General features: G+C 62.0%; 26 protein-coding genes and 1 other annotated feature. Of the genes, 6 read left to right on the top strand and 20 right to left on the bottom strand.

Features of this window, described 5'->3' with window-relative positions:
- The 4 genes from gcvPA to B5477_RS05355 all read right to left on the bottom strand — a co-directional run bounded on the left by gcvPA (position 1) and on the right by B5477_RS05355 (position 3,603).
- The gene (gene gcvPA / locus B5477_RS05370) at positions 1 to 1,407 is read right to left on the bottom strand and encodes an aminomethyl-transferring glycine dehydrogenase subunit GcvPA (protein ID WP_079698739.1); all 1,407 of its coding nucleotides are present in this window, start codon (positions 1,405 to 1,407) and stop codon (positions 1 to 3) included.
- 32 nt (positions 1,408 to 1,439) lie between these two features.
- Positions 1,440 to 2,213: an SDR family NAD(P)-dependent oxidoreductase gene (locus B5477_RS05365; protein WP_079698738.1), complete on the bottom strand. Its 774-nt coding sequence runs from the start codon at positions 2,211 to 2,213 to the stop codon at positions 1,440 to 1,442.
- A gap of 349 nt (positions 2,214 to 2,562) precedes the next feature.
- Positions 2,563 to 2,856, bottom strand: a complete 294-nt coding sequence (locus B5477_RS05360; protein WP_143533547.1) for a hypothetical protein — start codon at positions 2,854 to 2,856, stop codon at positions 2,563 to 2,565.
- A gap of 60 nt (positions 2,857 to 2,916) precedes the next feature.
- Positions 2,917 to 3,603: a Crp/Fnr family transcriptional regulator gene (locus B5477_RS05355; RefSeq protein WP_242942127.1), complete on the bottom strand. Its 687-nt coding sequence runs from the start codon at positions 3,601 to 3,603 to the stop codon at positions 2,917 to 2,919.
- A gap of 120 nt (positions 3,604 to 3,723) precedes the next feature.
- Between B5477_RS05355 and B5477_RS05350 the strand changes: the two genes are divergently transcribed.
- Both B5477_RS05350 and B5477_RS05345 read left to right on the top strand, forming a co-directional pair.
- Positions 3,724 to 4,275, top strand: coding sequence for a ferritin-like domain-containing protein (locus tag B5477_RS05350; protein WP_159448940.1), 552 nt, complete (start codon positions 3,724 to 3,726; stop codon positions 4,273 to 4,275).
- Between the two features lie 63 nt (positions 4,276 to 4,338).
- Positions 4,339 to 5,766: a spore germination protein gene (locus B5477_RS05345; RefSeq protein ID WP_079698734.1), complete on the top strand. Its 1,428-nt coding sequence runs from the start codon at positions 4,339 to 4,341 to the stop codon at positions 5,764 to 5,766.
- Between the two features lie 43 nt (positions 5,767 to 5,809).
- Here the strand turns inward: B5477_RS05345 and B5477_RS05340 are convergent, their stop codons facing one another.
- From B5477_RS05340 to B5477_RS05330, 3 genes are all read right to left on the bottom strand, one after another.
- Positions 5,810 to 5,977, bottom strand: a complete 168-nt coding sequence (locus tag B5477_RS05340) for an LLM class flavin-dependent oxidoreductase (protein ID WP_341455979.1) — start codon at positions 5,975 to 5,977, stop codon at positions 5,810 to 5,812.
- A gap of 402 nt (positions 5,978 to 6,379) precedes the next feature.
- Positions 6,380 to 6,958 carry a tRNA 5-(aminomethyl)-2-thiouridylate-methyltransferase MnmM gene (gene mnmM, locus B5477_RS05335; protein ID WP_079698732.1) on the bottom strand — a complete coding sequence of 193 codons (579 nt, stop codon included), beginning with the start codon at positions 6,956 to 6,958 and terminating at the stop codon, positions 6,380 to 6,382.
- A complete protein-coding gene (locus tag B5477_RS05330) occupies positions 6,955 to 7,398 on the bottom strand; it encodes a GatB/YqeY domain-containing protein (RefSeq protein WP_079698731.1) in 444 nt (147 codons plus the stop codon). The genes mnmM and B5477_RS05330 overlap by 4 nt, the downstream gene beginning before the upstream one ends.
- A gap of 158 nt (positions 7,399 to 7,556) precedes the next feature.
- On the opposite strand from B5477_RS05330, the gene B5477_RS05325 reads away from it, so the two are divergent.
- Both B5477_RS05325 and B5477_RS05320 read left to right on the top strand, forming a co-directional pair.
- Entirely contained in the window at positions 7,557 to 7,787 is a 231-nt protein-coding gene (locus B5477_RS05325; protein ID WP_079698730.1) for a hypothetical protein, read from the top strand.
- 103 nt (positions 7,788 to 7,890) lie between these two features.
- On the top strand, positions 7,891 to 8,415 hold the full coding sequence (locus B5477_RS05320) for a GNAT family N-acetyltransferase (RefSeq protein WP_079698729.1): 525 nt from the start codon (positions 7,891 to 7,893) through the stop codon (positions 8,413 to 8,415).
- 56 nt (positions 8,416 to 8,471) lie between these two features.
- On the opposite strand, the gene rpoN is transcribed toward B5477_RS05320, so the two are convergent.
- From rpoN to B5477_RS05295, 5 genes are all read right to left on the bottom strand, one after another.
- Positions 8,472 to 9,830 (bottom strand): RNA polymerase factor sigma-54, encoded by a 1,359-nt coding sequence (gene rpoN / locus B5477_RS05315; RefSeq protein ID WP_159448939.1) that lies wholly within the window; start codon positions 9,828 to 9,830, stop codon positions 8,472 to 8,474.
- 61 nt (positions 9,831 to 9,891) lie between these two features.
- A complete protein-coding gene (locus B5477_RS05310) occupies positions 9,892 to 10,362 on the bottom strand; it encodes a GNAT family N-acetyltransferase (protein WP_079698727.1) in 471 nt (156 codons plus the stop codon).
- Between the two features lie 28 nt (positions 10,363 to 10,390).
- Positions 10,391 to 11,875 carry a DUF1846 domain-containing protein gene (locus B5477_RS05305; RefSeq protein WP_079698726.1) on the bottom strand — a complete coding sequence of 495 codons (1,485 nt, stop codon included), beginning with the start codon at positions 11,873 to 11,875 and terminating at the stop codon, positions 10,391 to 10,393.
- 226 nt (positions 11,876 to 12,101) lie between these two features.
- The gene (locus tag B5477_RS05300) at positions 12,102 to 12,851 is read right to left on the bottom strand and encodes a peptidylprolyl isomerase (protein ID WP_079698725.1); all 750 of its coding nucleotides are present in this window, start codon (positions 12,849 to 12,851) and stop codon (positions 12,102 to 12,104) included.
- Between the two features lie 104 nt (positions 12,852 to 12,955).
- Entirely contained in the window at positions 12,956 to 13,672 is a 717-nt protein-coding gene (locus B5477_RS05295; protein ID WP_159448938.1) for a peptidylprolyl isomerase, read from the bottom strand.
- Positions 13,673 to 13,899: 227 nt separating this feature from the next.
- On the opposite strand from B5477_RS05295, the gene B5477_RS05290 reads away from it, so the two are divergent.
- Complete coding sequence (locus B5477_RS05290) at positions 13,900 to 14,388, top strand: methylglyoxal synthase (protein ID WP_079698723.1); 489 nt, start codon at positions 13,900 to 13,902, stop codon at positions 14,386 to 14,388.
- A gap of 96 nt (positions 14,389 to 14,484) precedes the next feature.
- Positions 14,485 to 14,886, top strand: a complete 402-nt coding sequence (locus B5477_RS05285; protein WP_242942126.1) for a putative ABC transporter permease — start codon at positions 14,485 to 14,487, stop codon at positions 14,884 to 14,886.
- 124 nt (positions 14,887 to 15,010) lie between these two features.
- Here B5477_RS05285 and B5477_RS05280 read toward each other — a convergent pair whose 3' ends face one another.
- From B5477_RS05280 to B5477_RS05245, 8 genes are all read right to left on the bottom strand, one after another.
- Positions 15,011 to 17,401, bottom strand: coding sequence for an Ig-like domain-containing protein (locus B5477_RS05280; RefSeq protein WP_079698722.1), 2,391 nt, complete (start codon positions 17,399 to 17,401; stop codon positions 15,011 to 15,013).
- Positions 17,398 to 17,838, bottom strand: a complete 441-nt coding sequence (locus B5477_RS05275) for a hypothetical protein (RefSeq protein ID WP_143533546.1) — start codon at positions 17,836 to 17,838, stop codon at positions 17,398 to 17,400. The genes B5477_RS05280 and B5477_RS05275 overlap by 4 nt, the downstream gene beginning before the upstream one ends.
- Positions 17,839 to 18,100: 262 nt before the next feature.
- Entirely contained in the window at positions 18,101 to 19,342 is a 1,242-nt protein-coding gene (gene tyrS / locus B5477_RS05270) for a tyrosine--tRNA ligase (protein WP_079698720.1), read from the bottom strand.
- A 91-nt stretch (positions 19,343 to 19,433) separates the two neighbouring features.
- Positions 19,434 to 19,684 (bottom strand) — a binding site (T-box leader).
- Between the two features lie 79 nt (positions 19,685 to 19,763).
- Complete coding sequence (locus tag B5477_RS05265; RefSeq protein WP_079698719.1) at positions 19,764 to 20,978, bottom strand: hypothetical protein; 1,215 nt, start codon at positions 20,976 to 20,978, stop codon at positions 19,764 to 19,766.
- Positions 20,979 to 21,213: 235 nt separating this feature from the next.
- Positions 21,214 to 22,899 carry a DNA repair protein RecN gene (gene recN, locus B5477_RS05260; protein ID WP_079698718.1) on the bottom strand — a complete coding sequence of 562 codons (1,686 nt, stop codon included), beginning with the start codon at positions 22,897 to 22,899 and terminating at the stop codon, positions 21,214 to 21,216.
- A gap of 28 nt (positions 22,900 to 22,927) precedes the next feature.
- Entirely contained in the window at positions 22,928 to 23,392 is a 465-nt protein-coding gene (gene argR / locus B5477_RS05255) for an arginine repressor (RefSeq protein WP_079698717.1), read from the bottom strand.
- A 35-nt stretch (positions 23,393 to 23,427) separates the two neighbouring features.
- Positions 23,428 to 24,285, bottom strand: a complete 858-nt coding sequence (locus B5477_RS05250; RefSeq protein ID WP_079698716.1) for an NAD(+)/NADH kinase — start codon at positions 24,283 to 24,285, stop codon at positions 23,428 to 23,430.
- 12 nt (positions 24,286 to 24,297) lie between these two features.
- The gene (locus tag B5477_RS05245; protein ID WP_079698715.1) at positions 24,298 to 25,101 is read right to left on the bottom strand and encodes a TlyA family RNA methyltransferase; all 804 of its coding nucleotides are present in this window, start codon (positions 25,099 to 25,101) and stop codon (positions 24,298 to 24,300) included.
- Positions 25,102 to 25,109 lie beyond the last annotated feature (8 nt).

The following is a 25,109-nucleotide window of genomic DNA, read 5'->3' as shown; positions in this document are numbered from 1 at the left end:
CTATTTCCCCTCCTTGCCAAGGATCTCGCAAAGGGCGCCGGCCAGCGCATCGATGTCGTCCTTCGTATGGACCTCGGTCACGCAGAAGAGGGCGCAGCCCTCCATCCCCGGGAAGAGCCCCCCGAGGTCCCGCCCGCCGAAGATGTGGCGGGAGAGGAGCTGGTCGTTAATCTCCCCTACGCTCTTGCCGGTTTTCGAGAAGTCCACGACGAACTCGCTGACAAAGCACTGATCCAGATACTTGACCGATACGCCCCCGATACAGGAGAGCTTCTTCGCCGCATACCGGGCGTTGTAGAGCATGGTCTCGCCCAGCTCCTGCATCCCCTGCGGGCCCATCAGCGAGAGGTAGACCCCCGCCGTGATCCCCCAGAGCGCCGCCTGGGTGCCGACGTATTCCTTGCCGTGCTCGCGGTCGGCGAAGGAGGTGCGGTCATAGTAGACGTCGCCGAAGCCGTATTCGCCCTCGACCTCGGTGCGGGTGATCCCGAAGAGGCGCGAGGGGTATTCCCGCACCAGGCGCTCGTCGTCCATGGTGGCGATGAAGCCGCCCTGGCCGCCGCCGTAGTTCATGTGCATGCCCAGCGGCTGCACATCGCCGCAGACGATGTCCGCGCCGAGATTGACCGGCGCCTCGAGCACGCCCAGCACGGCCGGGTCGGTGCCGATGATACACAGCGCCCCGCACGCATGGCAAAGCTCGGCCGCCTCGCGGGCGTTCCCCGCCACCGTGCCGAGGAAGGAGGGGGTCTCAAAGTACAGTGCGGCGACGTCCTCGCCGAGCAGCTTTTTGAGGCTATCAAGATCGAACTGGCCGCTCTCGCGCTCGAAGGGCAGCACCACGATTTCCATCGCCGGGGTGCAGTAGTTGCGGATCACCGCCAGCTTGTCGGGCAGGATGTTTTCGCACACGACCGTCTTTTTGCGGCCGGTGGCGCGTTCGGCCATCCGGATCGCGGTGGCCGCCGCCTGCGCCCCGTCGATGGCCGGGACGTTGACCACCTCCATGTCGAGCAGCTCGGCCATCAAGGACTGGTACTCGAACAGGAGCTGGAAGCGCCCGTGGTCCTCGTAGGGCTCGCCGGCATAGGCGCTGAGGATCTCGGCGCGGGAATTGATCTCGTCGCAGATGGCCGGAACGTAGTGCTGGTAGCAGCCCGAGCCGAGGAAGTTTATGTTCTCCTCGCAGGTCTCGTTCTTCCCCAACATGCCGGACACGGTGCGGTAGAGCTCATACTCCGAGCGGATGGCCTTTGGCATGTCGAGGCTCCGGTGCAGCCTCAGCTCGTCGGGCACGTCGCAGTGCAGCTCCTCGACCGAGGAGATGCCGACAAAGTCGCACATCTCCCGCTTGATCGCCTCATCCGAGTTCGGGATGTAGGGGTGATGGGAAAATTTATGATCCATATTCCTTGCTTCCTTTCATGAAAAAGCTTTGTTTAGGCGATGCCGCCGCCATCCACCACCAGCGCCGCGCCGGTGACCCAGGTGGACAGCTCGCTCGCAAAGAAGAGCACCGCGTTGGCGATGTCCCGGGGCTCCCCGATCCGCGCCAGCGGCCGCCCGTAGGAGGAGGATTTGAGGAATTCGTTCTCCTCAACCTTGAGCTGCCGCCCCTCGTCGCGCAGCAGCGGGGTGTCGGTGTCGCCCGGGCAGACGCAATTGACCCGGATGTTCTGCGCGCCGTGGTCGATGGCCATCGCGCGGGTCATATTGACGATCCCGCCCTTGGCCGCGCAGTAGGCGACCGCCTGGTCGCCTCCCTTGATCCCCCAGCCCGAGCCGGTATTGATAATACTTCCGCCGCCGCCCTTAGCCATGATGGGCACCACGTATTTGGACATCAGGTAGGCGCCTTTCAGCGTCGCGTCGAGCACCAGGTCCCAATCCTTTTCCTCGAGGTCCACCACCGTTTTGCGGCGGACCACGCCGGCGTTGTTATGTAAAATATCAATCCTGCCGTACTTGCGCTCGATCCCGGCGACCGTCGCCCTCACCTGCTCCTGGTCGGTCACGTCGCAGCGGTAGAACCCGGCCTCGCCGCCCTGCTGGCAGATGGCCTCGGCCTCACGCTGGCCCGCGCCCTCGTTGAGGTCCACCATGCAGACGGCGGCCCCATGCTGCGCGAGCAGCTGCGCCGTAGCGAGCCCGATCCCCGAGGCTCCGCCCGTGATCACCGCTACCTTGCCGCTCAGGCATAATTCGTCTTTCATATTACGCTCCTTTCCTATGCGCCTTACATTCTTTCCCCGCCCCGCTTCGCGCAAAAAGGGGACGGGACCCGCCGCGGCACGCAGATCTGCACAGCGCCTGTTCCGGGCCATACGCCCGTCCATGGCTTTTGCAGCCGGAAATTTGCGCGCCGGTGAGGGAAAACCGGGAGTGTTCCCGGCTTGACAACCATTAAAAAATTCGGTTTCCCAAGGACTAAGTCCTTGGGCGGGTGCGGGCAGATGGGCACACGCATTTTTGGCGCCCGACCAAAAATGCCGACTCGCTTCGCGAGCGGTGCGCCTCACGGGCGGGAAACGAGTCGTTTCCCCCCGTGTACCCCCTTTCGGGTTAATCCCTGGTTTCCAAAGGACTAAGTCCTTTGGCGGGTGCGGGCAGAGCCCGCGACCTTTCCGATTGGCTGGCACCCGCCGCGACAGAATCCTCCTTCGGATCAGGAAGGGGAGTGACGACGTTCCAGTGGAACGTTGGCACGTGGGGAAACCCTATCAAGGGGTTTCCCGTGTCCATTTTTATTGCTTCGCTACGCTCAACAATAAAAAAATACCCGCCGTGCGCCTTCGCGCGGCGGAAGCCTTTCATTCCTTCCTCTTTCAGGATAACATCTGCGGTAAATTTTTTCAACTTCCCGCGGCGGATTCATCAAAAGTTTACAATCACACGATCATTTTTTCTACTTTTACTTTATCCCGCCAAGGCGCGCAGCCGCCCCTCGTCGACAATTTCTATCATCCCGCGGGAGAGCCTGACCATCCCTTCGCCCTGGAAATACTTGAGCATGCGGGTGACCACCTCCCGCGCGGTGCCCAGATGGTTGGCGATCATGTCGTGGGTCAGCTCCATCCGCCCGCTGCCCTCGATGGCCTGCTGCTCGAGCAAAAAGAGGGCCAGGCGCTTGTCAAAGCTCATGAAGAGCACCTGCTCCATCACCCACATCACATCCGAAAAGCGGGAGGCGATGAGGTGGTTGACGGTGTCCGCCACCGCGATGTTCTGCTGCGAGAGCTCGCCGAAGAGGGCGGTCGGGATGAGGATGACCTCGCTGCCGCGCTCGGCCTCGATCCAGACCTCGAAGTTGATGTCCCGGAAGATGCACGCCGCCGAAAACAGGCAGATGTCCCACTCGAGCAGCCGGTAGAGGGTGATCTCCCGCCCGGACTGGGAGAGGATATACACCCGCAGCCGCCCGCTTCGCACCAGCATAAGCCCCGCGCAGTCCTGCGAGCCGCGGTGCAGCTTGTCGCCCTGCCGGTAGGACAGGCGGGCGCATTCCTGCCGCAGCCGTGCCTGCTGCGCCGGCTCCAGCTGCGTATAAAACGGCAGCCCCTCCTGTAAAAACTGGAAGTCCTCCTTATCCAGTATGGGGACCACCTCCTTTCCTTCTCCCCTTATCTTACCACACTCACGCGCAATTACAAGGCCCGTCTGCGTGCTAAGCCGGGCGGCGGGCGGCATATAGATAGATACACTTCTTATGGAGGTATCGCCATCGTGAATATACGTTTTCCCTCCTCTCCCCCGCCGGCCGAGGTGCCGGTGAGCGCCCCCGGACCCCATCCCGCGCTCCAGGTCGGCGCACCCAACCGCTATTACGCCCAGCTGCTCTCCCAGGACATCGCCTACACCAAGGGGGAGATGAGCGCCATCTATCAATATCTCTACCAGCAGTGGCGCACAAATGAGCAGTATCCCGAGTTCGCCGGCACCCTGCTTCGGATCGCCAAGGTGGAGATGGAGCACCTCGAAATGCTCGGGAAGCTCATCGTCCTGCTCGGCGGGGACCCGCGCTGCCAGACGCAGCTTGGCAACCGCTTCACCTTCTGGAACGGGAACATGGTTTTTTACGGCCGGCCGCTGAGCCGCATGCTGCAAAACGACATCCGAAGCGAGCGGGACGCCCGGGACCTCTATCTCTCCCAGGCGCGCTTTGTCAAGGACGAGGAGCTCTCGGCCGTGCTGGCGCGCATCGCGGCGGACGAGGAGGTGCATTTAGCACTCTTCCAGTCCTTCCTGGCGCGCTTCGAGGCGGGCAAGCTCAGCTGACGGCTCATATTCTCCCCGTTTTTCGGGAATACTAGCCCCAAATACAGGAAATGGGGGCGGCGCATGAAACAGGGAGAGCGCTTGACGCCGGACTATGCCGGAAACCTTCGCACACTGGACGGGCTGCTGCGCATAAATGAGAGCTTCGACATCGTGGGAAGGGAGTTCACCACCGGAAGCAGGCGGGCAAAGCTCTATTTTATCGACGGCTTTGCCAAGGACGAGGTGATGGAAAAAATCCTCGAATATCTGATGGGCCTGTCCCCCGGGGACACCGAGCCGGCCGAGGACGCTTCGCAGTACTGCGAGCGGTTCATCACCTACGTCGAGGCGGACCTCAGCGATCAGTGCGGCGACATCGTCACCGGGGTGCTCAGCGGCACGCTCGCGCTGCTGATCGAAGGGTATGCGCAGGCGATCATGATCGACGCGCGCACCTATCCGGCGCGCAGTGTGGCGGAGCCGGACGACGACCGGGTGCTGCGCGGCTCGCGGGACGGCTTCGTCGAGACCCTGGTGCACAATACCGCCCTGATCCGCCGCCGGGTGCGCGACCCGGCGCTGACCATGGAAATCCTCACCGTCGGACAAAAGTCCAAGACCGACGTGGTGCTCTGCTACATGAAGGGCGCGGCCGACGAAAAGTTTCTCTCCACCATCCGCAAAAAAATAGGGGATATCACCATCGGGGCGCTGACCATGAGCCAGGAGAGCCTGGCGGAATGCCTGGTGCGCCCGCGCTGGTACAATCCCTTCCCGCGGGTGCGCTACACCGAGCGCCCCGACGCGGCCACCGCCAGCGTCTTTGAGGGGAGCATACTGGTGCTGGTGGACAACTCCCCCTCGGTGATGATCCTGCCGGCCTCCCTCTTCGACTTTGTGCAGGACACCAACGACTACTACTTCCCGCCCCTGGTGGGCACCTACCTGCGCCTGGTGCGCATCGCGGTCTTCCTGCTGACGCTCCTGCTCACCCCGGTGTGGTACCTGCTGGTGAAAAACCCGCAGCTCATCCCCGGCTGGCTGGAGTTCATCCAGGTGCAGGAGCCAAACGGCGTGCCGCTGATCGTCCAGCTGCTGATCATCGAGTTCATCATCGACGGGCTCAAGCTCGCCTCGCTCAACACCCCGAGCGTGCTGAGCAACTCGTTCAGCGTGGTGGGGGCTCTGATCCTGGGGGACTTCGCCGTCAAGGCGCGTTGGTTCGTGCCCGAGGTGGTGCTCTACATGGCCTTCGTGGCCATCGCCAACTTCACCCAGCCCAGCTTCGAGCTGGGGTACGCCCTCAAGCTCTACCGGGTGCTGATCCTGATCTTGACCGCGCTGTTTAACTATTGGGGCTTCGCCGCCGGGGTGCTGATCATGCTGCTGACCGCCGCCGGGACCAAGACCGCCACCGGGCGCGGCTATCTCTATCCGCTGATCCCCTTCCATCCAAAGGCACTGCTCTCGCTGCTGGTGCGCCAGCCGATCAGCCACAGGAACAGCTGAACAAACGGGCTGCCGGATATTCCGGCAGCCCGTTTGCTTAGGTTTACTCTTGCTCGTCCTTCCTGACCCATTCGATCCGGTACCCGATAACCTCCGCGATCTCTTGTGCCTCCCGGTATTTTAAGGTCCCGCGTGTGAGCTTATTGCTCAAATTGGCCACGCTGTCCTGCCGGCCATATTGCTCGTTGATACGGCGTACCACCTCGCTCATGGTACATCCTGAGCGGACAATGGCGGATTTAATCTCTTCTTTTAGCCCCATTGGAATCACCTCATATTTTCATTATACCGTATAGAAAACATATTTTCATCAGCTTTCCCAGTAGAGCAGCTTTTTTTCTTTCCTGCAGTCAGAGGCGCAAAATCATTTTTTTCGCAACCCATTACATCCTTTTGTCGAAGACAAATGGTCAGAGATTACCCTCGAATGCGAGTGCATGTTGACCGAAAGTGAACTGGAATTTGTACAAGAATGCTTCGATACCATTGAAGACATTAATCAACGGGAACGAACCTTTCTATACCGGCAGGGCTTTCAGGACTGTATCCGCCTGCTCAAAGACATTGGTATACTCTGCTGACCCAGTATTCGGAGTATTGCTGCGGGCACTCTTCATGTCTCCTTCAAAATAAACACCGGAATCGGTGGGTCGCCCGGCCGGTTATAAAACGGGGCGAGCAGCACGGTATATTCCCTGCTGTCGATGGTGCGCAGGTATTGCAGCAGCGCATCCCGCTCCTCATAGCCGGTGTCGCCCCCGTGATAGATGCAAAGGCTCATTACCCCGCCGGGACGCAGCAGGCGCAGCCCCGCTTCGATGGCGGCTATGCTTGAGGGCGGCCTTGTATAGATGGAGTGGTCGCCCCCCGGCAGGTAGCCGAAGTTGAAAACAACCGCATCCACCCTGCCCGCCTGGGCGTATTTCTCCATATGCTCGTGTGAATCGAGGAGCACCCGGGCGCGGGCGGAAAATCCCTTTTCCTTCAGCAGGGCGCGCGTACTTTCCACCGCCTCGGGCTGGATGTCGAAGGCCAGCACCCGCCCGCTCTCCCCCACCAGCGAGCAGAGAAAGGCGGTGTCCTTCCCCCGCCCGGCGGTGGCGTCGATGCAAAACATCCCCTCCCGGATATGCCCGGCGAGGAAGCGGTGCGACAGTCCCAGGGTATTGAGCGGATACTCCCTGCCGCTCATTGCAGGTACTCGCCCACCAGGCGGTTGACAAGCGCGCCGTCCGCTTTGCCGCCGACCCTTGGCATGAGCGCGCGCATGACCTTTCCCTTGTCGTGCGCCGTGGGCCGGGGGAGCCCCAGCTCACCCAGCACCTGCTTGATCGCCTGGCGGATCTCGTTTTCCTCCATCTGTTTGGGCGCATAGGCCGCGTAAAGCTCCAGGCGCAGCTTACATTCGTCCTCGATGTCCCGGCGGCCCTTCGCGCTCTCCATCGTCTCCCTGACCTGCTTGAGCTCGCGCTGGACAATGGCGTTTTCCTCCTCCCCGCTCAGAGGGGCGCGCTTGTCCTTCTCCTTGGCTTTGAGCGCTGAAAGCAGCAGCGAGAGCGCCTCCTTGCGCGGGGCGTCCTTGGCCTTGAGCGCCGCCATCATATCCGAGCGGATCTGCTCGATCTTACTCATATCCATCTTCCTTTCGCAGTAACGGTTCTGTTTTTATCATACCACCGCAAGGCCGGATTGTTAAGCGGCGGGGAAAATTTTTTCCGCCTCCTTCCCCTGCCGCCGAAAGCGCGATATAATAAAGGAAAAGCATGGCACCGGAAAGGAGTCCTTCACCGATGGAAGAAAAACATTTTGTTTCCCGCAAACGGCTCGCGCAGGCCGCGGCGCTGGCGGGGGCAGCGGGAACGCTGCTGGCTCTGCTGCTGAGCGCACTGAGCGGCGCGCTGGCCGTGCGCCTTTTCCGCTATCTCGGGCAGGCGCGGCGCACCATGGTCACCCTCGAGGAGGCCGCAAAGCTCTACCTCGAGGAGCACGAAAAAGAGGCGCCCGGCCAGAAGAAAAAGTAAAACGGCGGATTGTATCGGCCGCCCGCCATAACGGTGACGCCGGTACCGGACAGACGGGCGGGAGAGTGGAATACTTACAAAAAGCTTTCGGGAGGGCTGCCGGATGGAAAGGCTGATCCTGGTGCGTCCGGGCGAAGAGCATGAGGCCGCGGTGATGGACTACCGCCGCCGCTTCCTCTGCGCGGGCGAGGTGCTGCACGGCTGCGCCGGGCTCGAGCGCTTCGAGCGCTACGGCGGCTGGCTGCAGATGATGCGGGACAACTGCCGTGAGGAGACGGTGCACGCCCCGCTGGTGCCCGCCACCACCTTTCTCGCCCTGCGCGAGGAGGACGAGCAGCTCGCCGGGGTGATCGACGTGCGCCACCGGCTAAACGACTACCTGCTCGCACAGGGCGGGCACATCGGCTACAGCGTGCACCCTGACCTGCGCCGCCGGGGATACGCCAAGCAGATGCTTTCCCTGGCGCTGGAGGAATGCCGCAAAATGGGGATGCGGCGGGTGCTCGTCACCTGCGATAAGGAAAACGCCGCCTCGGCCAGAACCATCCGCGCAAACGGCGGGGTGCTGGAAAACGAGGTCGAAGCGGGCGGCCGGACCACCCAGCGCTATTGGATCGCGCTCCCATAACCCTTTTGCATTCAAATGCAAAAAGAGCCTTTGGCGTTTCCCGCCAAAGGCTCTTTTTATCGCGTCGCCCGTTGCTGCACGCTGGGAATCCCCAGCTGATCGCGGTACTTCGCCACGGTGCGCCGCGCGACCGAGAAGCCCTCGCCCTGCAGCAGCGCGCAAAGCCGGCTGTCGCTCAGCGGCTCCCCCGGGTCCTCCGCTCTCACCAGCTCGGCGAGGCGGCAGCGCAGCGCGTCGCTGCCGGGCGCCTCCCGGCCCTCCCCGGCGTTTGTCCCTTTGAGGGCGGCCCCCCGCGCGCAGAAGAAATATTTCAGCGGGAAGGTCCCGCGCCGGCAGCACAGATACTTCCCCGCGACCGCCCGGCTGACGGTCGAGGGGTGGAGCGAAAGCTCGCTTGCGACCATCCCGAGCGTCAGCGGGCGCAGCGCCCCCAACGGCTCCTCAAAGAAGGGGCGCTGCCGCGAGAGGATCACCCGGCAAACCGCCTCGATGGTGTGCTGCCGGCGTTCGATCGCCTCCATCACCCAGCGCGCCTGGGCGAGCTTCTCCCGAAGATACTCCTTCGCCTCGCCCTGCCGCAGCAGCTCGCGATACTCGCCGCCAATCGACAGCGCCGGTATGCGCCCCTTGCAGGGCCGGATGCGCAAATTTTCGCCCTCCCGTTCGACCACGACATCCGGCAGGATGTACGGCGCCTCTTCCCGCCCGAACGAGGCGCCGGGGTGCGGGTCGAGCTTCCGCAGCCTGGCATAGCACGCCCGCACCCGGGCGGCCGACACGTCCAGCTGCCGCGCCACCTTGGAGAAGTGCCCCTTTGCAAGCTCGCACAGATACCCGCGCGCCAGGGCGCAGATCAACTCGTCGTCCTCCCCCCGGCGCTCCAGCTGCAGGCACAGGCAGTCGCCGAGGTCATATGCCCCCACCCCCGCCGGGTCGAGGGTGCGCAGATAATCCACCGCCTCCCGCGCCGCCCCAGGGTCCACCCCGGCGAGACGGCCGAGCTCCCCGGTCCCACAGGTGAGGTAGCCGTTTTGATCCAGCGCGCCGAGCACCACCTCGAGCAGCCCCTCCTCGATCCCGCCGAGGCTCACGTCGAACTGGCTTTTGAGATAGTCGTAAAGGCTGCCCGGCCCGGCCAGAGCCTCCTTCCCCCCGCGCCAATCGACGGGCAGGTCGTCCCGCCCGCCGCTCCCGGCAGCCGGCAGGTCTTCGTAATCCGTCCCAGGATCGGGGAGCTCCTCCGGCGGTTCGGGCGGCTCGAGCTGGAGCACGGGGTTTTCCAGCTGGAGCGCTTCGAGATATTCCCGCAGCCCGGCGCTGTCCAGCGCCAGCAGCCGCAGGTACTGCAGCTGCCGCTGGGACAGGGCTTGGCGCTGGGAGAGGGACTGTTCCAGCCCCGGCGCCTGTTGTGCCATATATCCCCCTCCTTTCGTCCGCTTTTTAAAAGGAGCCCGGGAGGCTCCCGGGCTCCTGATTTTACCGGAGCATTCCCTTATAGATCCCCGGCACGCTGTCCGGGATGGGCACCGCGCCGCAGTACCGCTCATAGAACTCGAGCGGGCCCGCGTCCCCGACGATGGCGTAGGCATAGCCCCGGGCCTTCAAGTCCTCCAGCGCGATGTCCAGCAGCGCCTTGCCCAGCCCCTGCCGCCGCAGGTCGGGACGCACTCCGGTCGGCCCGAAGAAGTCCCTGCAGGTGGCCTCGCAGCAGGAGAAGCCCGCGAGCCCGTCCTCCTGCAGCGCGATGAAGCAGGTCGAGGGCTGGCGCGCAAAGGCCACGGCGCACTCGTCCGCCCATTCCTTGCCGAACTCCTCGGCCACCCAGCGCAGCACGGTGCTGCGCTCGGGCGGCAGCGCGCGGCGCACCGTGAAGCCCTTCGATTCGAGCTTCCTGCGAAGGTTCAGGTCCGGCGCGAATTCATACAGCTTGACCAGCATGTCCGCCATGGAAAGCCCCCCTTTTTATGGACAAACGTCACTTGTGATACAGCTTCTTGGTCTGATACTGCGGCTCGCAGGTCAGGTTCATCCCCAGCTTGCGGAAGGTCGAATCGTCCACATGCGAGAGGATGACCGACGAGTGCGCCTCGCACCCGCGCAGCTTGTGCAGCTGCTTCATGGCGAGCTCGGCCGTCGGGTTGGTCGCCGCGCAGATCGAGAGCGCGACCAGGATTTCATCGGTGTGCAGCCGGGGATTGTGGTTGCCCAGGTGCTTGGTCTTCAGGTTCTGGATCGGCTCGATGATGATGGGCGAGATCAGGTGGATGTCGTGCTGGATTCCGCCGAGCACCTTGAGGGCGTTTAAGAGCACCGCCGCGCTCGCCCCGAGCAGGGGGGACGTCTTGCCGGTGATGATCCGCCCGTCGCAAAGCTCGATGGCGGCCGCCGGCATGCCGGTGCTCTGCGCGCGCTCGAGCGCCGCGGCGATCACCCGCCTGTCCGAGGGCGTCACCTCCGCCTTGTTCATCAGCAGCTCGACCTTGTAGACCGTTTCGGCGTCCACCCGCCCCTGCCGCTGGTCGCACAGCGCCTGGTAGTACCTGCGCACGATCTCCTGGCGGGAGGCCGCGCAGACCGCGTCCTCGTCGGTTACACAGTACCCGGCCATGTTGACCCCCATGTCGGTCGGGGACTTGTAGGGACACTTCCCGGTGATCTTCTCGAACATGGCGCTGAGCACCGGGAAGATCTCCACGTCGCGGTTGTAGTTGACGGTGGTCTCGCCGTAGGCCTCGAGGTGGAAGGGGTCGATCATATTGACATCGTTGAGGTCGGCGGTGGCCGCCTCATACGCGAGGTTAACCGGGTGCTTTAAGGGCAGGTTCCAGATCGGGAAGGTCTCGAACTTGGCATACCCCGCCTTGACCCCCCGCTTATACTCGTGGTAGAGCTGGGAGAGGCAGGTGGCCATCTTGCCGCTGCCGGGGCCGGGCGCCGTCACCACCACCAGCGGACGGGTGGTCTCGATATACTCGTTCTTGCCGTAGCCCTCGTCGCTGACGATCAGCGGGATGTTGGCGGGATACCCCGGGATGGGGTAATGGATATAGGTGCGCACCCCCAGCGCCTCCATCCGCTTTTTGAAGGCGTCGGCCGCCGGCTGGGAAGCGTACTGGGAGATGACGACGCTGCCCACATAGAGCCCGATCCCCCGAAACGCGTCGATCAGGCGCAGCACGTCCAAATCATAGGTGATCCCCAAGTCCCCGCGCACCTTGTTCTTTTCGATGTCCGAGGCGTTGATCACGATCACGATCTCGGCCTCGTCGCGCAGCTCGAGGAGCATCTTCACCTTGCTGTCCGGCGCAAAGCCCGGCAGCACCCGCGAGGCGTGAAAGTCATCGAACAGCTTGCCTCCGAATTCGAGATAGAGCTTGTTGTCAAATTGACCGATCCGCTCTTCGATCCGTTCGGACTGCATACGCACATATTTTTCGTTGTCAAAGCCGACCGCTTTCATAGCACCAGACCTTCCCCTCACATTTTGCCAAAATCACCATACTCCTTCATTATAAAAAATTTTTCAAACTTTTACAACCGGATTTGCCCTCTTTTTTATGGCTGAGCGCAGCGAAGTAAGAAAAAGCAGCAGACGCGCGCCTATTTTCATCTTTTCCGTCCGCCGCCGGTATTTGCGCAAAAAAGCCGCCCGGCGCCAGAAGCGCCGGGCGGCTGATCGCTCGGATTTACTTATTGAAGGTGATCTCTTCGATGATCACACTCTCGACGGGCTTGTCGTTCTCGTCGACCTCGACGTTCGCAATCTTATCCACCGTGTCCATACCGGAATAGATATAGCCGAAGACGGTGTGCTTGTGGTCGAGCCAGGGGGTCCCGCCGACCTCCTTGTACTTCTCGATCACGTTCTCGGGGAAGCCGGCCTCTTTCATCTGGTCGAGCATCTCCTCGGGGACCTCCTTGGCCTGCACGATGAAGAACTGGCTGCCGTTGGTGTTCTCGCCCGAGTTGGCCATCGAAAGCGCGCCGTAGAAGTTCCACAGATCGAAGGTGAATTCATCCTCGAACGGCTCGCCCCAGATGCTCTCGCCGCCGGTGCCGTCACCCTTCGGATCGCCGCTCTGGACCATGAAGTCCTTGATCACGCGGTGGAAGGTCAGCCCATTGTAGTAGCCGTTCTCAGCGTGGGTCTTGAAGTTCTCGACCGCCTTGGGCGCATACTCGGGATAGAGCACCGCCCGGAATTCGCCCATGCTGGTCTTGATGGTAGCGATCACGCTGTCCTCACCCGGCTCCTCGAACTGCACGAGGGTCGCTTCCTGGCTCCCGTCTTCGCCGTTTTCCCCTTCGGAGGAACCCTCCTGGGAGGTTTCGGACGAGTTGCCCTCGGCGCCTTCCTCCCTGGATTTCCCGCAGCCGGAGAGCACTGAGGCCGATAAAACAGTAATCGCACAAAGCAAAATCAGAATTTTTTTCACGAATTGTCACCTCAAAAGTTCTTGTTATTCCATGTACCCGTTTATTCTATCATAAAAAGAGAAAAAATCAAACAATATTTTGAAAATTCCCTTTTCCAAACTTCTCACGGATCGGCCGTATCCCCGTCGGGGTCGTAGGAGATGATCTCCACCGTGTTGATGGTAAGGCCCTTCCCGCCTGTCTGCAGGCTCTCGATCATCCCGTCCACCACCTCCTGGCCCTGCACCACCTGGGCGAAAACGGAGTATTCCAACGAATATTCCGGCAGCCCGCCGTAGGTGCGGTAGGCCTCGATCACGTTTTGCGGATAGCAGGCCGCCTCGATTTCATCGAGCTGCCACTCGGGTACCGGACGGCTGCCTGCGATGAAAAAGCGGCTGTCCCCCTTGTCCGTGTCGTCGAGCACTGAAACGGCGCCGGTAATCTGCCACAGGTTCGCGGATATTTCCTGCTTGAAGGGCTTGCCGCCGACCCGGCTAACCCCTTTCTTCCCGCTATCGTCGCTGCTGCCTGAGATCAGCACCGGCAGGCTGCTCGCGAGCAGCCCCCGCGGCCCGATCACCGCGCGGTCGTTGAAAAAGCCCTCCCGCGCCAGGGTGACGAAGTTGTTCACCGCGTTGGGCGCTTCACTGGGGAAGAAGCGCATGCGGATCTCCCCGAAATCGGTGCTGATCACCGCGATGTCCTCCCCCTCGATCAGCGGGGCGAGCTGTAAAAGCGTGACCCGCGACCCGTCGAAGGGCAAAAGTTCGTCCTGCGTCATGCAGCCGCTCAAAGACAGCATGACCGAACAGGCTGTCAGCAACGATACTGCACGCATAGTTTTCGCCTCCCACATTAGCCTGATGTTCTTCCATTATACCCTGCCGGCAGGCAAGCTGAATTAACAAATTGTGAATGATTCTTAAAAAATGGCCGATCGGCCATTTTTTCGCACATCCGCCCCGCGAAAGGCTTGCAGCCACATAAAACTAAATGATATAATGGAAAAAATACGACAAGGCCTTCGGCAAAGGCGCCGTCGGCACGCCCAAGGAGGCTAACACGATGGAATTCGAGAAGGACTATACCCTTGTCAAAATGGAAAAACAAAAGCACATCGCCCTGATCGCGCACGACAACCGCAAGCGCGACCTCATCGAGTGGGTCAAGCAGAACCGCGAAGCGCTCAGCCACCATTTCCTGTGCGGCACCGGGACCACCGCGACCATCGTCGCGCACGAGACCCAGCTGCCGGTCACCGCCTTCAACAGCGGCCCGATGGGAGGCGACCAGCAGGTCGGTTCGCGGATCGCGGAGGGCAAAATTGATTTCATGATCTTCTTCTGGGATCCGCTCGCCGCCCAGCCGCACGATCCGGACGTCAAGGCGCTGCTGCGCATTTCGGTGCTCTACGACATCCCGGTGGCCTCGAACAAATCCACGGCGGACTTCCTGCTCTCCTCCCCTTTGATGGAGGCTCAGTATGAGCGCACCATCATCGACTACGCCAAGCGCATCCGCTCGCGTTCCCAGGAATACAGCGACGCCAAATAAAACCGCGCTGTTTTCCTAAATATTGCAAGGCATATTTTTCACGCTCAGGGTCATCCTGATAAGGTAGCAAACCTAATGCTTGGAGCGTGAAAAACTTTGCTGACCCGTATTGTGAAAAAAACATTGGTCTTCACCTTCGGGGGGACCGGTTACTGCCTGATCGAACTGCTGTGGCGGGGCCACACCCATTGGACCATGTATCTGACCGGCGGACTGTGCTTTTTTCTGATCGAAAACCTCAACCGCACCGTACTGCTGGGGAAAAACCTGGCTGCAAAGTGCGCGGCCGGCGCGGCCGTCATTACGGCGGTGGAGTTCTGCTCGGGATGTATCGTCAATCTTTGGCTGGGGATGAACGTTTGGGATTACCGCACCCTGCCGATGAACCTGCTCGGGCAGATCAGCCTGATGTATTCCTCCCTTTGGTACATGCTCTCCGCCCCGATCATGGGGGTGGCAAAGCTGCTGGACAGCCGGCTGAAAATCGAAGAAGCATAAAGGACGCGCCTCTTGCCTTCAAGGCGGGAATTGGCGTTGCGCCCTTCTCAAAATTTCCATTATGGGTGCTTCCGGAAACAGCGGCCCCGCGAAGGAGGTTCCTTCGCGGGGCCGTCTTTTGCTATTAGGGGTTGAGGATGACGGCGGGGCGGACCTGATCGGATGAACTCAAATAATCTGTACTCAATGTGCCTGCTGCCGCAACATCGACTCCCACACTGCTGTTTTTCGAATTTGGAGAACGCAGCCAACTTATACTTCCGCCATAAATGCTTTTTACCAGATTATAATTGGCTGAAGTTACACTATTTTTAGAGAGATAACTAAACTGCCTGGGAATTTCATAAAGATCACCCGCCCAGCCTACATTATTTTTGCTGCTGCCATAAATTTCATAGGCACTGGGCAGCCAGGCATAGTCTCCCACATATTTGTGCGGTGACAGCTTTCTTCTTTGGGCAGCGGTCAAACTGTTATAGAAATTGCTGCAGTGCGCACGTACCGTGCTGCCGCTGTATGTATTGTTGCCGCCGAATATGCTGCTCGTATAGTTAAAGTTCGCCAGCAGGACGACGGAATTTGTTTTGCCGCCGTACTGGCTACCGCCGGCGTCGATGACCCACCAGCTGCGTCCCGCCCAAGTGATCGTTTGTCCAAGCCTGGAGGAGGTGATATTGTTTCCACTGTCATCCTTCGGGTAAGCCGGCTGCACTGTCACGGTACAGGAGGCGCTGCAGTTGGTGTTTCCTGCGGCAGTGGCGGTGATGGTGGCGCTTCCCGCCGCCACACCGGTAATGGTGACGTTCGCCCCGCTGGCGGTGCTGGCAGGGCTGACGGTAGCGACGGCGGGATTGCTGCTCTTCCATGTCACGTTGGTGTTGAAGGCGTTTGCCGGGGTCACCGTGGCACTCAGTGCAGTGGTTTTCCCCACCGTGACCGTTGCGGCGGCGGCGCTGATTGTAATCCCGGTCGGGCCCTGGTCGGTCACGGTCACGGTATAGGGGGCGCTCGTCACGCCGTCGGCGGTGGCGGTGAAGGTGGCACTGCCCGCCGCGGTCGCGGTCACCAGCCCGGAGGTGCTGATGTTGATATTGGCGCTGCCGCCGGTCTTCGCCCAGGTCACCGCCGGGAGGGTCGCGTTCGAGGGATTGACCGTCGCCGCAAGCTGGGTGGTGACGGTGGTCTTGTCGCTGGTGCGCGTGAGGCTGTTGGTACCCGAGACGGTCACCGAGGCGACGGGAATCTTGTCCTTGACCGTGATGGTGCTGCTCCCGCTTTTACCGCCCACCGTCGCGGTGACGGTCGTGCTCCCCGGCGCGACGGCTGTTACCAGCCCGGTCTGGTTGACCGTCGCGGCGGCCGGGTTGCTGCTGCTCCAGACCGGGGCGGCGCTGGGCGTTACCGTCGCGCTCAGCTGCACCGTTCTCGGCTCCCCCAGGGTGTAAATCGTATAGCTGTTCGGACTGACGCTCACGCTGCCGATGGTTACCACCGTGACGATGCAGCTCGCCTTGTACTGCGCCGTGTCCGGCGCACCCTTGATATGGGCGGTGATGGTCGTGCTGCCCGCCGTCCTGCCGCTGGCGTCGATGGAGGCGCTGCGCCCGTCCGCCGCGACTGTCATCGCGGCGGCGCCGGGATTGCTGTTCGTCCATTCCAGCTCGTCGCTGGATACCCCGCCCGTCAGGGCGGCGGTGAGGGTAAACTGTGTCTCGGCCGCCGTGCCACCGGTGAAGAGGGTATAGGCGGTGTGGCTCAGCGACACCCCTGTCACCGCCGAGACGTTGACCGTGCAGGTGGCTTTTACCCTCCCGCCATAGACGCTGGCGGTGACGGTCGCCGTCCCGCCGTTGTGGGCGGTGATGAGCCCGGTCGCGTCCACCGACGCGACCGCCTCGTTGCTGCTCGTCCAGAGGACCTGTTCGGCGTAGCCGTTCGCCTTCATGTAGGGGTAGCCGGTCGGGCCGGTGGAGCCGGAACTGCCATTTTTCGTCGCGGCGAGCTGCACGCTCTGCCGCCCCTGGGCGTTGTTCGTCTGCAGATAGAGGTTTTTCCCGGTCGCGTCGGTATCCCCGCTCTTGATCGTCAGGCTCTTGATTGCGTTGTAGGTCATTACCGTTTCCTTCACCCCGGCCGCGTGGAAGCCCGGAGCGCTGCCTTGGGAGGTCACGGTGATGGTGAAGTCGGTGTCCTCCTGGGGCGGGGAAGCAAACGGGATTTTATAGTCCCAGCCCGCCCCCTGCCGCACGCCATAGAGGGCCGCGCCACCGCCCGCCGGGGCGGCGGCGACGGTGAAGCCGGTGATCAGGTCCGGATTGTTGTTGCCCAGCTTGACGGTGATCGCTTCCGTCTCCGCCCCGGCGGAGAACAGCGCCGCCCGGGCCGTTCTCCCCTCGGGGACCGGGGCGGGCCCGTAATCGAAGCCCCCGCTCTCGCCGAGCGTCGCCCCGGCGGGCAGGCAGAGCCCCGCCGTCAGCGACAGCGCGAGCGCGAGGATGCAAAGGCGGCGGTTCATCGCACTCCGCCCCCGCTGTATCCGCTCTCCCAGCCCGTCCCGGTGCGAATGCCCGCAACATCGATCTCGAAGTCGTCGAGCGGTATCCGCTCGCTCTCTGGGATGATCCAGTCCCACCGCTTCGCGAGGGCATATTCCCCGGCCGTCAGCTCCCCGGCCTCATACATCGCGGTGTAGATTTCTTTCAGGGCCTCGCGGTCCCCGGCGGTAATGAATGCGGAAATATTTTGTTCAAAAACTTCCAGCTCCTCCTGTCCCCCTCGGAGAGTTAGGGGGCCCACGGGGGGATGATTCCCCCCGTGAGACGCGCCATCGGCGTCAGCCGATAGCTGCATTCCCGCAGGAATGCTGCGCGCCCCCCTTCCCCCTAGCGTAAAGCCGCCCAGCATACAGAGTGCCAACGCGGCCAGGATGATGGCCAACAGCTTTCTTTTCATGCTTTCGTCCTCCTCAAAAAAGACCTGTAGCATAGGTTGCTTTCGGTCTTCCATTGTGAGGGATTCGGCGAAAAAAGCCGTTTTGACTTGAAATCCGTTCCAAAACAGGATATAATTAGGATAAATTCGGAAGGGGTGGGTTAAAAACCTGCCGCTCCTTTTAAAAAACAGCAAAAAGACGACCGTTAGTAACCTATACTAACGGTCTTTTGTACTCTCAAAAAGTGCCCGGGCCTTGCGGCCCGGGCACTTTTTATCTCTTTTATTTTTTCAGCACAGCCTTGTGGAAGACCTTCTTGCCCTTTTTGATGATCAGGGCGCCGCCGGCAAAGTCCTCTTCGCTGACCATGGCGTTCGCATCGGTGACCTTCTGCTCGGCGATGGTGCAGCCCCCCTGCTGGATGAGCCTGCGGCCCTCCCCCTTGGAGGGGACCAGCCCGCAGGCCAGCAGCAAATCAAGCACCGGCAGCTTGCCGTCCTGGAAGCTGCTGGCTTCAATCTCGGTGGTGGGCATGTGCGCGCTGTCGGTCCCCTGAGAAAAGAGCGCCTTGGACGCTTCGAGCGCCTTATCCGCCTCTTCCTTGGAGTGCACCATGGCGGTCACCTCGTGGGCGAGGATTTCCTTGGCCTTATTCAGCTGCGCGCCCTCCCAGCTCTCCATCGCCTCGATCTCCTCGATGGGCAGGAAGGTCAGGAGCTTGAGGCACTTGACAACGTCCGCATCGTCGATGTTGCGCCAGTACTGGAAGAACTCGTAAGGACTGGTCTTTTCGGGATCGAGCCAGACCGCGCCGTTTTCGGTCTTGCCCATCTTCTTGCCTTCCTTGGTGGTCAGCAGGGTGAAGGTCATGCCGCTGACCTCCTGCCCCTCGGCCCGGCGCACCAGCTCCACGCCGCCGATGATGTTCGACCACTGGTCGTCCCCGCCCAGCTCCATCTTGCAGTTATAGGTGCGGTAGAGGTGCAGGAAGTCGTAGCTCTGCATGAGCATGTAGTTGAATTCGAGGAAAGAAAGGCCCTTCTCCATGCGCGAGCGGAAGCACTCGGCGGTGAGCATTTTGTTGACCGAGAAATGCACCCCCACGTCCCGCAGAAACTCGATGTAGTTGAGCTTCTTGAGCCAGTCCCCGTTGCGGGCGATGAACGCCTTGCCCGGCTCACCCGGCTCGCCGAAGTCGAGGAATTTGGACATCTGGCGCTGGAAGCACATGGCGTTGTGGTCGATCTGCTCGACCGTTAACATCTTGCGCATGTCGGTCTTTCCGGTGGGGTCGCCCACCATGGTGGTGCCGGTACCCAGCAGCACGATGGGGGTGTGGCCCGCCCTTTGGAGGCGCGCCATGGTGATCAGCTGCAAAAAGTGTCCGACATGCAGGCTGTCGGCGGTGGCGTCATAGCCGACGTAGAAGGTCACCTGTTCGTTGTCCAGCCGCTGCTGGATCAGTTCGGGATGGGTCATCTGCGCGATCAGGCCGCGCCGCTCCAGTTCTTCAAAAATCTTCATGCTCTTGTTCCTTTCCTGTTTCTGGTTTTCCCGGAGCCGGACGCTTTATCGCATCAAAACGGAAAAGCCCCCTGCCCGGACTTTCGTTCGAGCAGAGGGCGAATAAACTCGCGGTACCACCTCTATTTGTTCCCCGCCCCCAGTGGTTTCAGCAGGCGGTAAGAACCTCATGGGTACTGACATACCCCCGCGCTTTAACGGGCGCACCCGGCACGGTCCTACTCTTTTTCAGACGGCGGCTCCGAAATGTATTCATCCCCGCCTCCTTTATGCGCTTGCACCGGCCGCGCACTCTCTGAAAATTCGGCACTGGGGACTACTTCTTTTCTTCTCAGCCTTTTGGTATGAACATTTACGAGAGCCAGTATACCCCACCCGTTTCGATTTGTCAAGCATGGTTTCCCCGGTTGAGGGAGCCTGATCACCCGATCGAGGCAACCTGGGAATTGCCGAAGCTCTCACCGGTATTGGGGACGACGTTCACACTGCCCCCTAAGCCCCAGCCGATCGCCCCGGCCGGGTTGGTCCAGTGACAGTTTTGAAAGATATTGAGGGTGGAGGCATAATATTCAGCGCCGACAATACCACCTGTGGCAATCCCGTTCGGACCCGTACTGGCACCAAAACCCGCCGAGGAGAGGCATTCGGCAAAAGTGCAATCATAGCTCAGTCCCACAATTCCGCCCAGATAGGTCTGGCTCTTCGATGTGCCCGCAACCGTCCCGCCCACCGCCTTGCAGCGCAGGAGGCTGGAGTATTCCGCCCAACCGGCAACCGCGCCGACGGTGCTGAAGGTCTCGCCATAGGAACTGTTTGCCCCGTCGACGATGATGTCGGCCCCGCTCACGGTGCAGTCCAGAAGCTGCGCGCCGGACGAAAGCCGGTTGACAATGCCTCCCGCAGCATAGTTGTGCGTTTTGTTCGGCGCCTGCATATAGTAGGAGGCGCTGATCACTGGCTGGTTTATGGTAACATTTTTCACCCGTGCGTCCGACCCGCTGACAACACTGAACAATCCGCCGGTGGTGGAACCCAGCCCGCTGATCGTATGTCCGCCCCCGTCGAAAACGCCGGTGAAGGCCCCGGGCGAGGTCCAGCTGCCGCTCAGGGTCAAATCGTTTTCCAGCCGCAGGCTGGAACCAAGGTGATTTTGCATATGGGCGAGCTGGGCCTGGTTTTGGATCAGATAGGGGTATGACGCACCGTTCCCCGCATAGTAGGCCCCCGCCGTCCCGGCGGGGCAGCCGCAGGTGGGCGCGGTGGTGAAGGTGCCGGTCGCCGACGCCTCCCGGTCAAAGGCCTCCCGGCCCGGTGCGACGTGGGCGGTGACCTGCAGCGTCCAGGTGCTCGGCCCGGCAAGATCATAGCGCAGCGGAAGGTGCACGTTTACCTGTTTTGCCGCGGTGATCTCCACCGCGGCCGTCACCTCGGGCGCGCCGCTCATGGCCTCGCCCGGGTAGAGGGCGAAGGTATAGCTGCCGGTGCGCGCCGAGCGGGTGAAGGGGACGTCCACCCCGTAGTCGCAGGAGTAGCCGTCCTGCACCGTTACCGTCACCCCGCCCCCCGCCGCCCGGACCGGGACGGCCGGCAGCAGGCAAAGGAACAGCGCCGCCGCGAAAACCCGTCGTTTACTCATGCGATCTACCCTCCAAATAAGACCGCTAGTATTGCTAGCTTGGGGGCAGCGGCCGGCGGGAAGGGCGGGAAAAATGCCGGATTCCCTTGAAAAAGGTGGTAAAACAGGATATAATTAGGACAAGTTCGGAAGCAACCGAAAGAAAATGCTTCCGAACTTGGAATATGACGATAAGAAATGACCGTTAGCTAGCAATGCTAACGGTCATTTTTAGGTAGAAAAAATTTAACCGGCCTTAGTTTTCAGCCTTTTTTTCCCGCGCGGCACAAAGCATCTCCTGTGCGTTTTGACGCGCCGCCCCGGTCACCGCGTCCCCGCTGATGATCCTTGCCAGCTCGCCGGCCTGGGCCTCCCCCTCGAGCAGCGCCACCTTCGTGAAGGTGCGTCCGTCCTCGGTCTCCTTGCGGATCAGCAGGTGCCGGTCGGCATAGGCCGCCACCTGCGCCAGATGGGTGACGCAGAGCACCTGCCTCCCCTTCGCCACCGCCGCGAGCTTAAGGCCGATCTTGTCGGCCGCCCGGCCGCTCACCCCGGCGTCCACCTCGTCGAAGATGGAGGTGACCCCCTCCTCGCCGGCGCTCAGGGTGTTCTTGATCGAGAGCATGATCCGGGAAATCTCGCCGCCCGAGGCGATCTTCTGCACCGGCTTCGGCGGCTCCCCCGGGTTCGGGGAGATCAGCAGCTCGATCGAATCGGCCCCCATCGGTCCCAGCGGGCGCTCCTCCTGCGAGACGGTGAGGCGCACCGAGGGCATATCCAGAAAGCGCAGCTGCTCCTCCACCGCCACGACGAAGGCCTTACCGGCCGCGGCGCGCGCCTGCGAGAGCTCCTTGGCCAGTTTTTGCGCCCTTGCCAGCGCTTTCGTATAGCTCTGCGAAAGGGCCGCGCGGCGCTCGTCGCTGCGCACGATCGAATCCAGCTCCTCCTGAGCGCGCGCGCAGAAGGCGAGCACCTCCTCGACCGAGCCGCCGTACTTTACCTTGAGCCCGTGCAGCAGGTCGAGGCGCGCCTCCAGCTCGTCCAGCGCGCGGGGGCTAAACTCCACCGCTTCCAGCTCGCTCCCCAGCTCGCCGTGCAGCTCCTGCAGCTCGTAGTAGACCTCCTGCAGCCGCTCGGCCGGCTCCTGGAGGCCCGGCAGATACCGCCCGGCGGCGCCGAGCTCCTCGAGCAGAGCGCCCAGCTGCTCCTGGAGCCCCGGCCCCTCGGCATATTCGGGGCTGATGAGCTCCCGCGCGGCCCCCAGCGAGGCGGCGATCTTCTCGGCGTTGCGCAGCACCTCGCGGCGCTCGGAAAGCTCCTCCTCCTCGCCGGAGACCGGCGCGGCTTTCTCGATCTCCCCGATCTGGTACTCCAAAAGGTCGATCCTTCTGGCCTTCTCCCCCTCGTCCATCTCGAGCGCGTCGAGCTCCTCCTTGATCTTCCCGAGCGCGCGGTAGCTCTCCTGATAATCCGCCAGCCGCCCGCCCAGCGCCCCGAAGCGGTCGATCAGCGAGAGGTGGTATTCCGGCGAGAGCAGCCGGGTGTTGTCGTGCTGCCCGTGCAGGTCCACCAGCGTCGCCGCCAGGGCTTTCAGCACCGTGACGGTGGCGGGCCGCCCGCCCACCCGGCAGTCGGTCGAATCGGGACGGATGGTGCGGGAGACGAGCAGGGTGCCGTCCTCCTCGGGGGCATAGCCGAACTCGTCGAGCACCGCCAGCGTCTGGGGGGAGAGGGAGTCAAACAGGGCGGTGACCACCGCACGCTGCTCTCCGCTGCGGATCAGGTCGCGCGAGGTGCGGCTGCCCAGCACCGCCCCGATGGCGCCCATCAGGATGGTCTTGCCCGCGCCCGTCTCGCCGGTAAAGACGTTAAATCCCTCGCACAGCTCGATCTCGGCGCGGCTGATCACCGCGAGGTTTTCGATGTATAGATTTCTGAGCACGTTTCCACGCCCCTCCCGCTTTTCGGATTTACGCCTTGCTGCGGCTGAGCAGCTGGTAGAGCTCGTCCACCAGCGCGGCGGCCGACTCGCTGTCCCGCATGATGATCAGGATGGTGTCGTCCCCGGCGATGGTGCCGACCGAGCCCTGCCACTCGATGGTGTCCAGCGCGGCGCACGCCGCATTGGCCATCCCGGTGTAGCACTTGATGACGATCAGGTTCTGGGCGCAGTCGATCTTGGAGACCGCCTCCTTGAAGATGGCGTGGAACCGGAAGGAGATGTGCGAGTCCTGCGCCTTGGCCCCGGAATAGCAGTAGCCCCCGTCGGACATCTGCACCTTGACCAGCCGCAGCTCCCGGATATCCCGCGAGACGGTGGCCTGGGTGACCGAAAACCCGGCCTGGTGCAGCTTTTCGAGCAGCTGCTCCTGGGTGTAGATGCGGTTCTCCGAGATGATTTCCATGATCTTGGCGTGCCGCTTGAACTTGGACATGAATGTTTCTCCTTCCTGTTGCCGTTTATTTGGGGTCAGCCCCGGGAGCTGAGCTTATCGCTGAGAATTTCGTAGAAGTTGCGCCGGTCCAGCGCCACCAGCTTGACCCGCCGGGTGGAGCGCTTGATCTCGATTTTATCCTCCGGGTTGATCATGACCGCCTGCTCGCCGTCGATGGTCATGTAGAGCTTGTCTGTGTAGTTGACGATCCGCTGGTTGACCGACAGCACCTTTTCGGGTGCGAAGATCAGCGGCCGGGAGCCGAGCGCGTGCGGGCAGATGGGGGTCATCACGATCGAATCGATCGCCGGGTCCACGATCGGCCCGCCCGCCGACATCGAATAGGCGGTCGAGCCGGTGGGGGTGGCGAAGATCAGCCCGTCGGCGCGAAAGGCGCCCACCATCTCGTTTTGGCAGCGCACGTCCAGGTCCACCATCCGCGAGAGGGCCCCCTTGGAGAGTACGATGTCGTTTAAGGCATAGTAGCGCTCCCGCCGCGAATCGGGCAGCACCCGGGTGGCCTTGACCATCATCCGCTCCTCGGTGCGGTAGTTGCCCGCCACGATCTCGCCGAGCAGCCCGAGATCCTGCAGCTCGAGCTGGGCCAAAAAGCCCAGCCGCCCGAGGTTGACCCCCAGGATCGGCTTATCGGCGGTGACCGCGTCCTTGGCCGAGTGGATGATGGTGCCGTCCCCGCCGATGGCGACGATCATATCGGCCCTTGATAGCTCGGTACTATAATTGCCGAAGCGCGCGCCCGAATTTTCAAAGATATAGGAAAACTGCTCCCCCAGCGTGACCTCGCACCCGAGCTCGATAAAACGGCGGATCACCTCGCGGGTATGCCCGGCGGCCCCGTCCTTGCGCAGATTGGGGACGATCAGTATCTTCACCGCAAAACCCTCCTATCGGTCCAGCTCGTCGTGGGAGCGCTCGACCAGTTCGGCGATCTCCTGTTCGCTTACCGCGCTCCCCTCGCCGCCCTTTTTGAGCCAGGCGAGGTATTCGATGTTCCCCTGCGGGCCCTTGATGGGCGAATGGGTCAGCCCCCCGAGCGAAAAACCCTGCGAGAGGGCGAAGGACACGACCCGCTCCACCACCTCGCGGTGGACGCCTTTATCGCGCACCACGCCCTTCTTGCCGACCTTTTCGCGGCCGGCCTCGAACTGGGGCTTGATCAGCGCCACCAGCTGCCCGCCCTCGCGCAGCAGCCGCAGCGCCACCGGCAGCACCAGCGTCAGCGAGATGAACGAAACGTCTATACTGATAAAATCGACCGGCTCCGGGATCTGCTCCTCTGTAACATAGCGGATGTTGGTGCGCTCGAGATTGTGCACCCGCTCATCCTCCCGCAGCTTCCAGGCGAGCTGCCCGTAGCCCACGTCCACCGCATAGACCTCTTTGGCGCCGTTTTGCAGCATGCAGTCGGTGAAGCCGCCGGTCGAGGCGCCGATGTCCATGCAGACCGCACCCTGCAGCGAGATTGGGAAGCATTCCATCGCGCGCTCCAGCTTATAGCCGCCCCGGCTGACATAACGCTCGCCGGATGAACGCACCTCGATGGGCGCGTCGGTTAAGACGCTCATCCCGGCCTTGTCGCACTTCTGCCCGTCCACATAGACCGCCCCGGCCATGATCAGGCGCTTGGCCGCCTCCCGCGAGGGGGCGAGGTTCTGGCTGCACAGCAGCACGTCCAGTCTTTCCTTCATCGAAGCCC

The organism is Provencibacterium massiliense (assembly GCF_900169495.1).
In the GTDB taxonomy this organism is placed as follows: domain Bacteria; phylum Bacillota; class Clostridia; order Oscillospirales; family Ruminococcaceae; genus Harryflintia; species Harryflintia acetispora.
The sequence above is the reverse complement of the archived record's forward strand: the minus strand, read 5'-3'. Positions and strand labels throughout refer to the sequence as shown.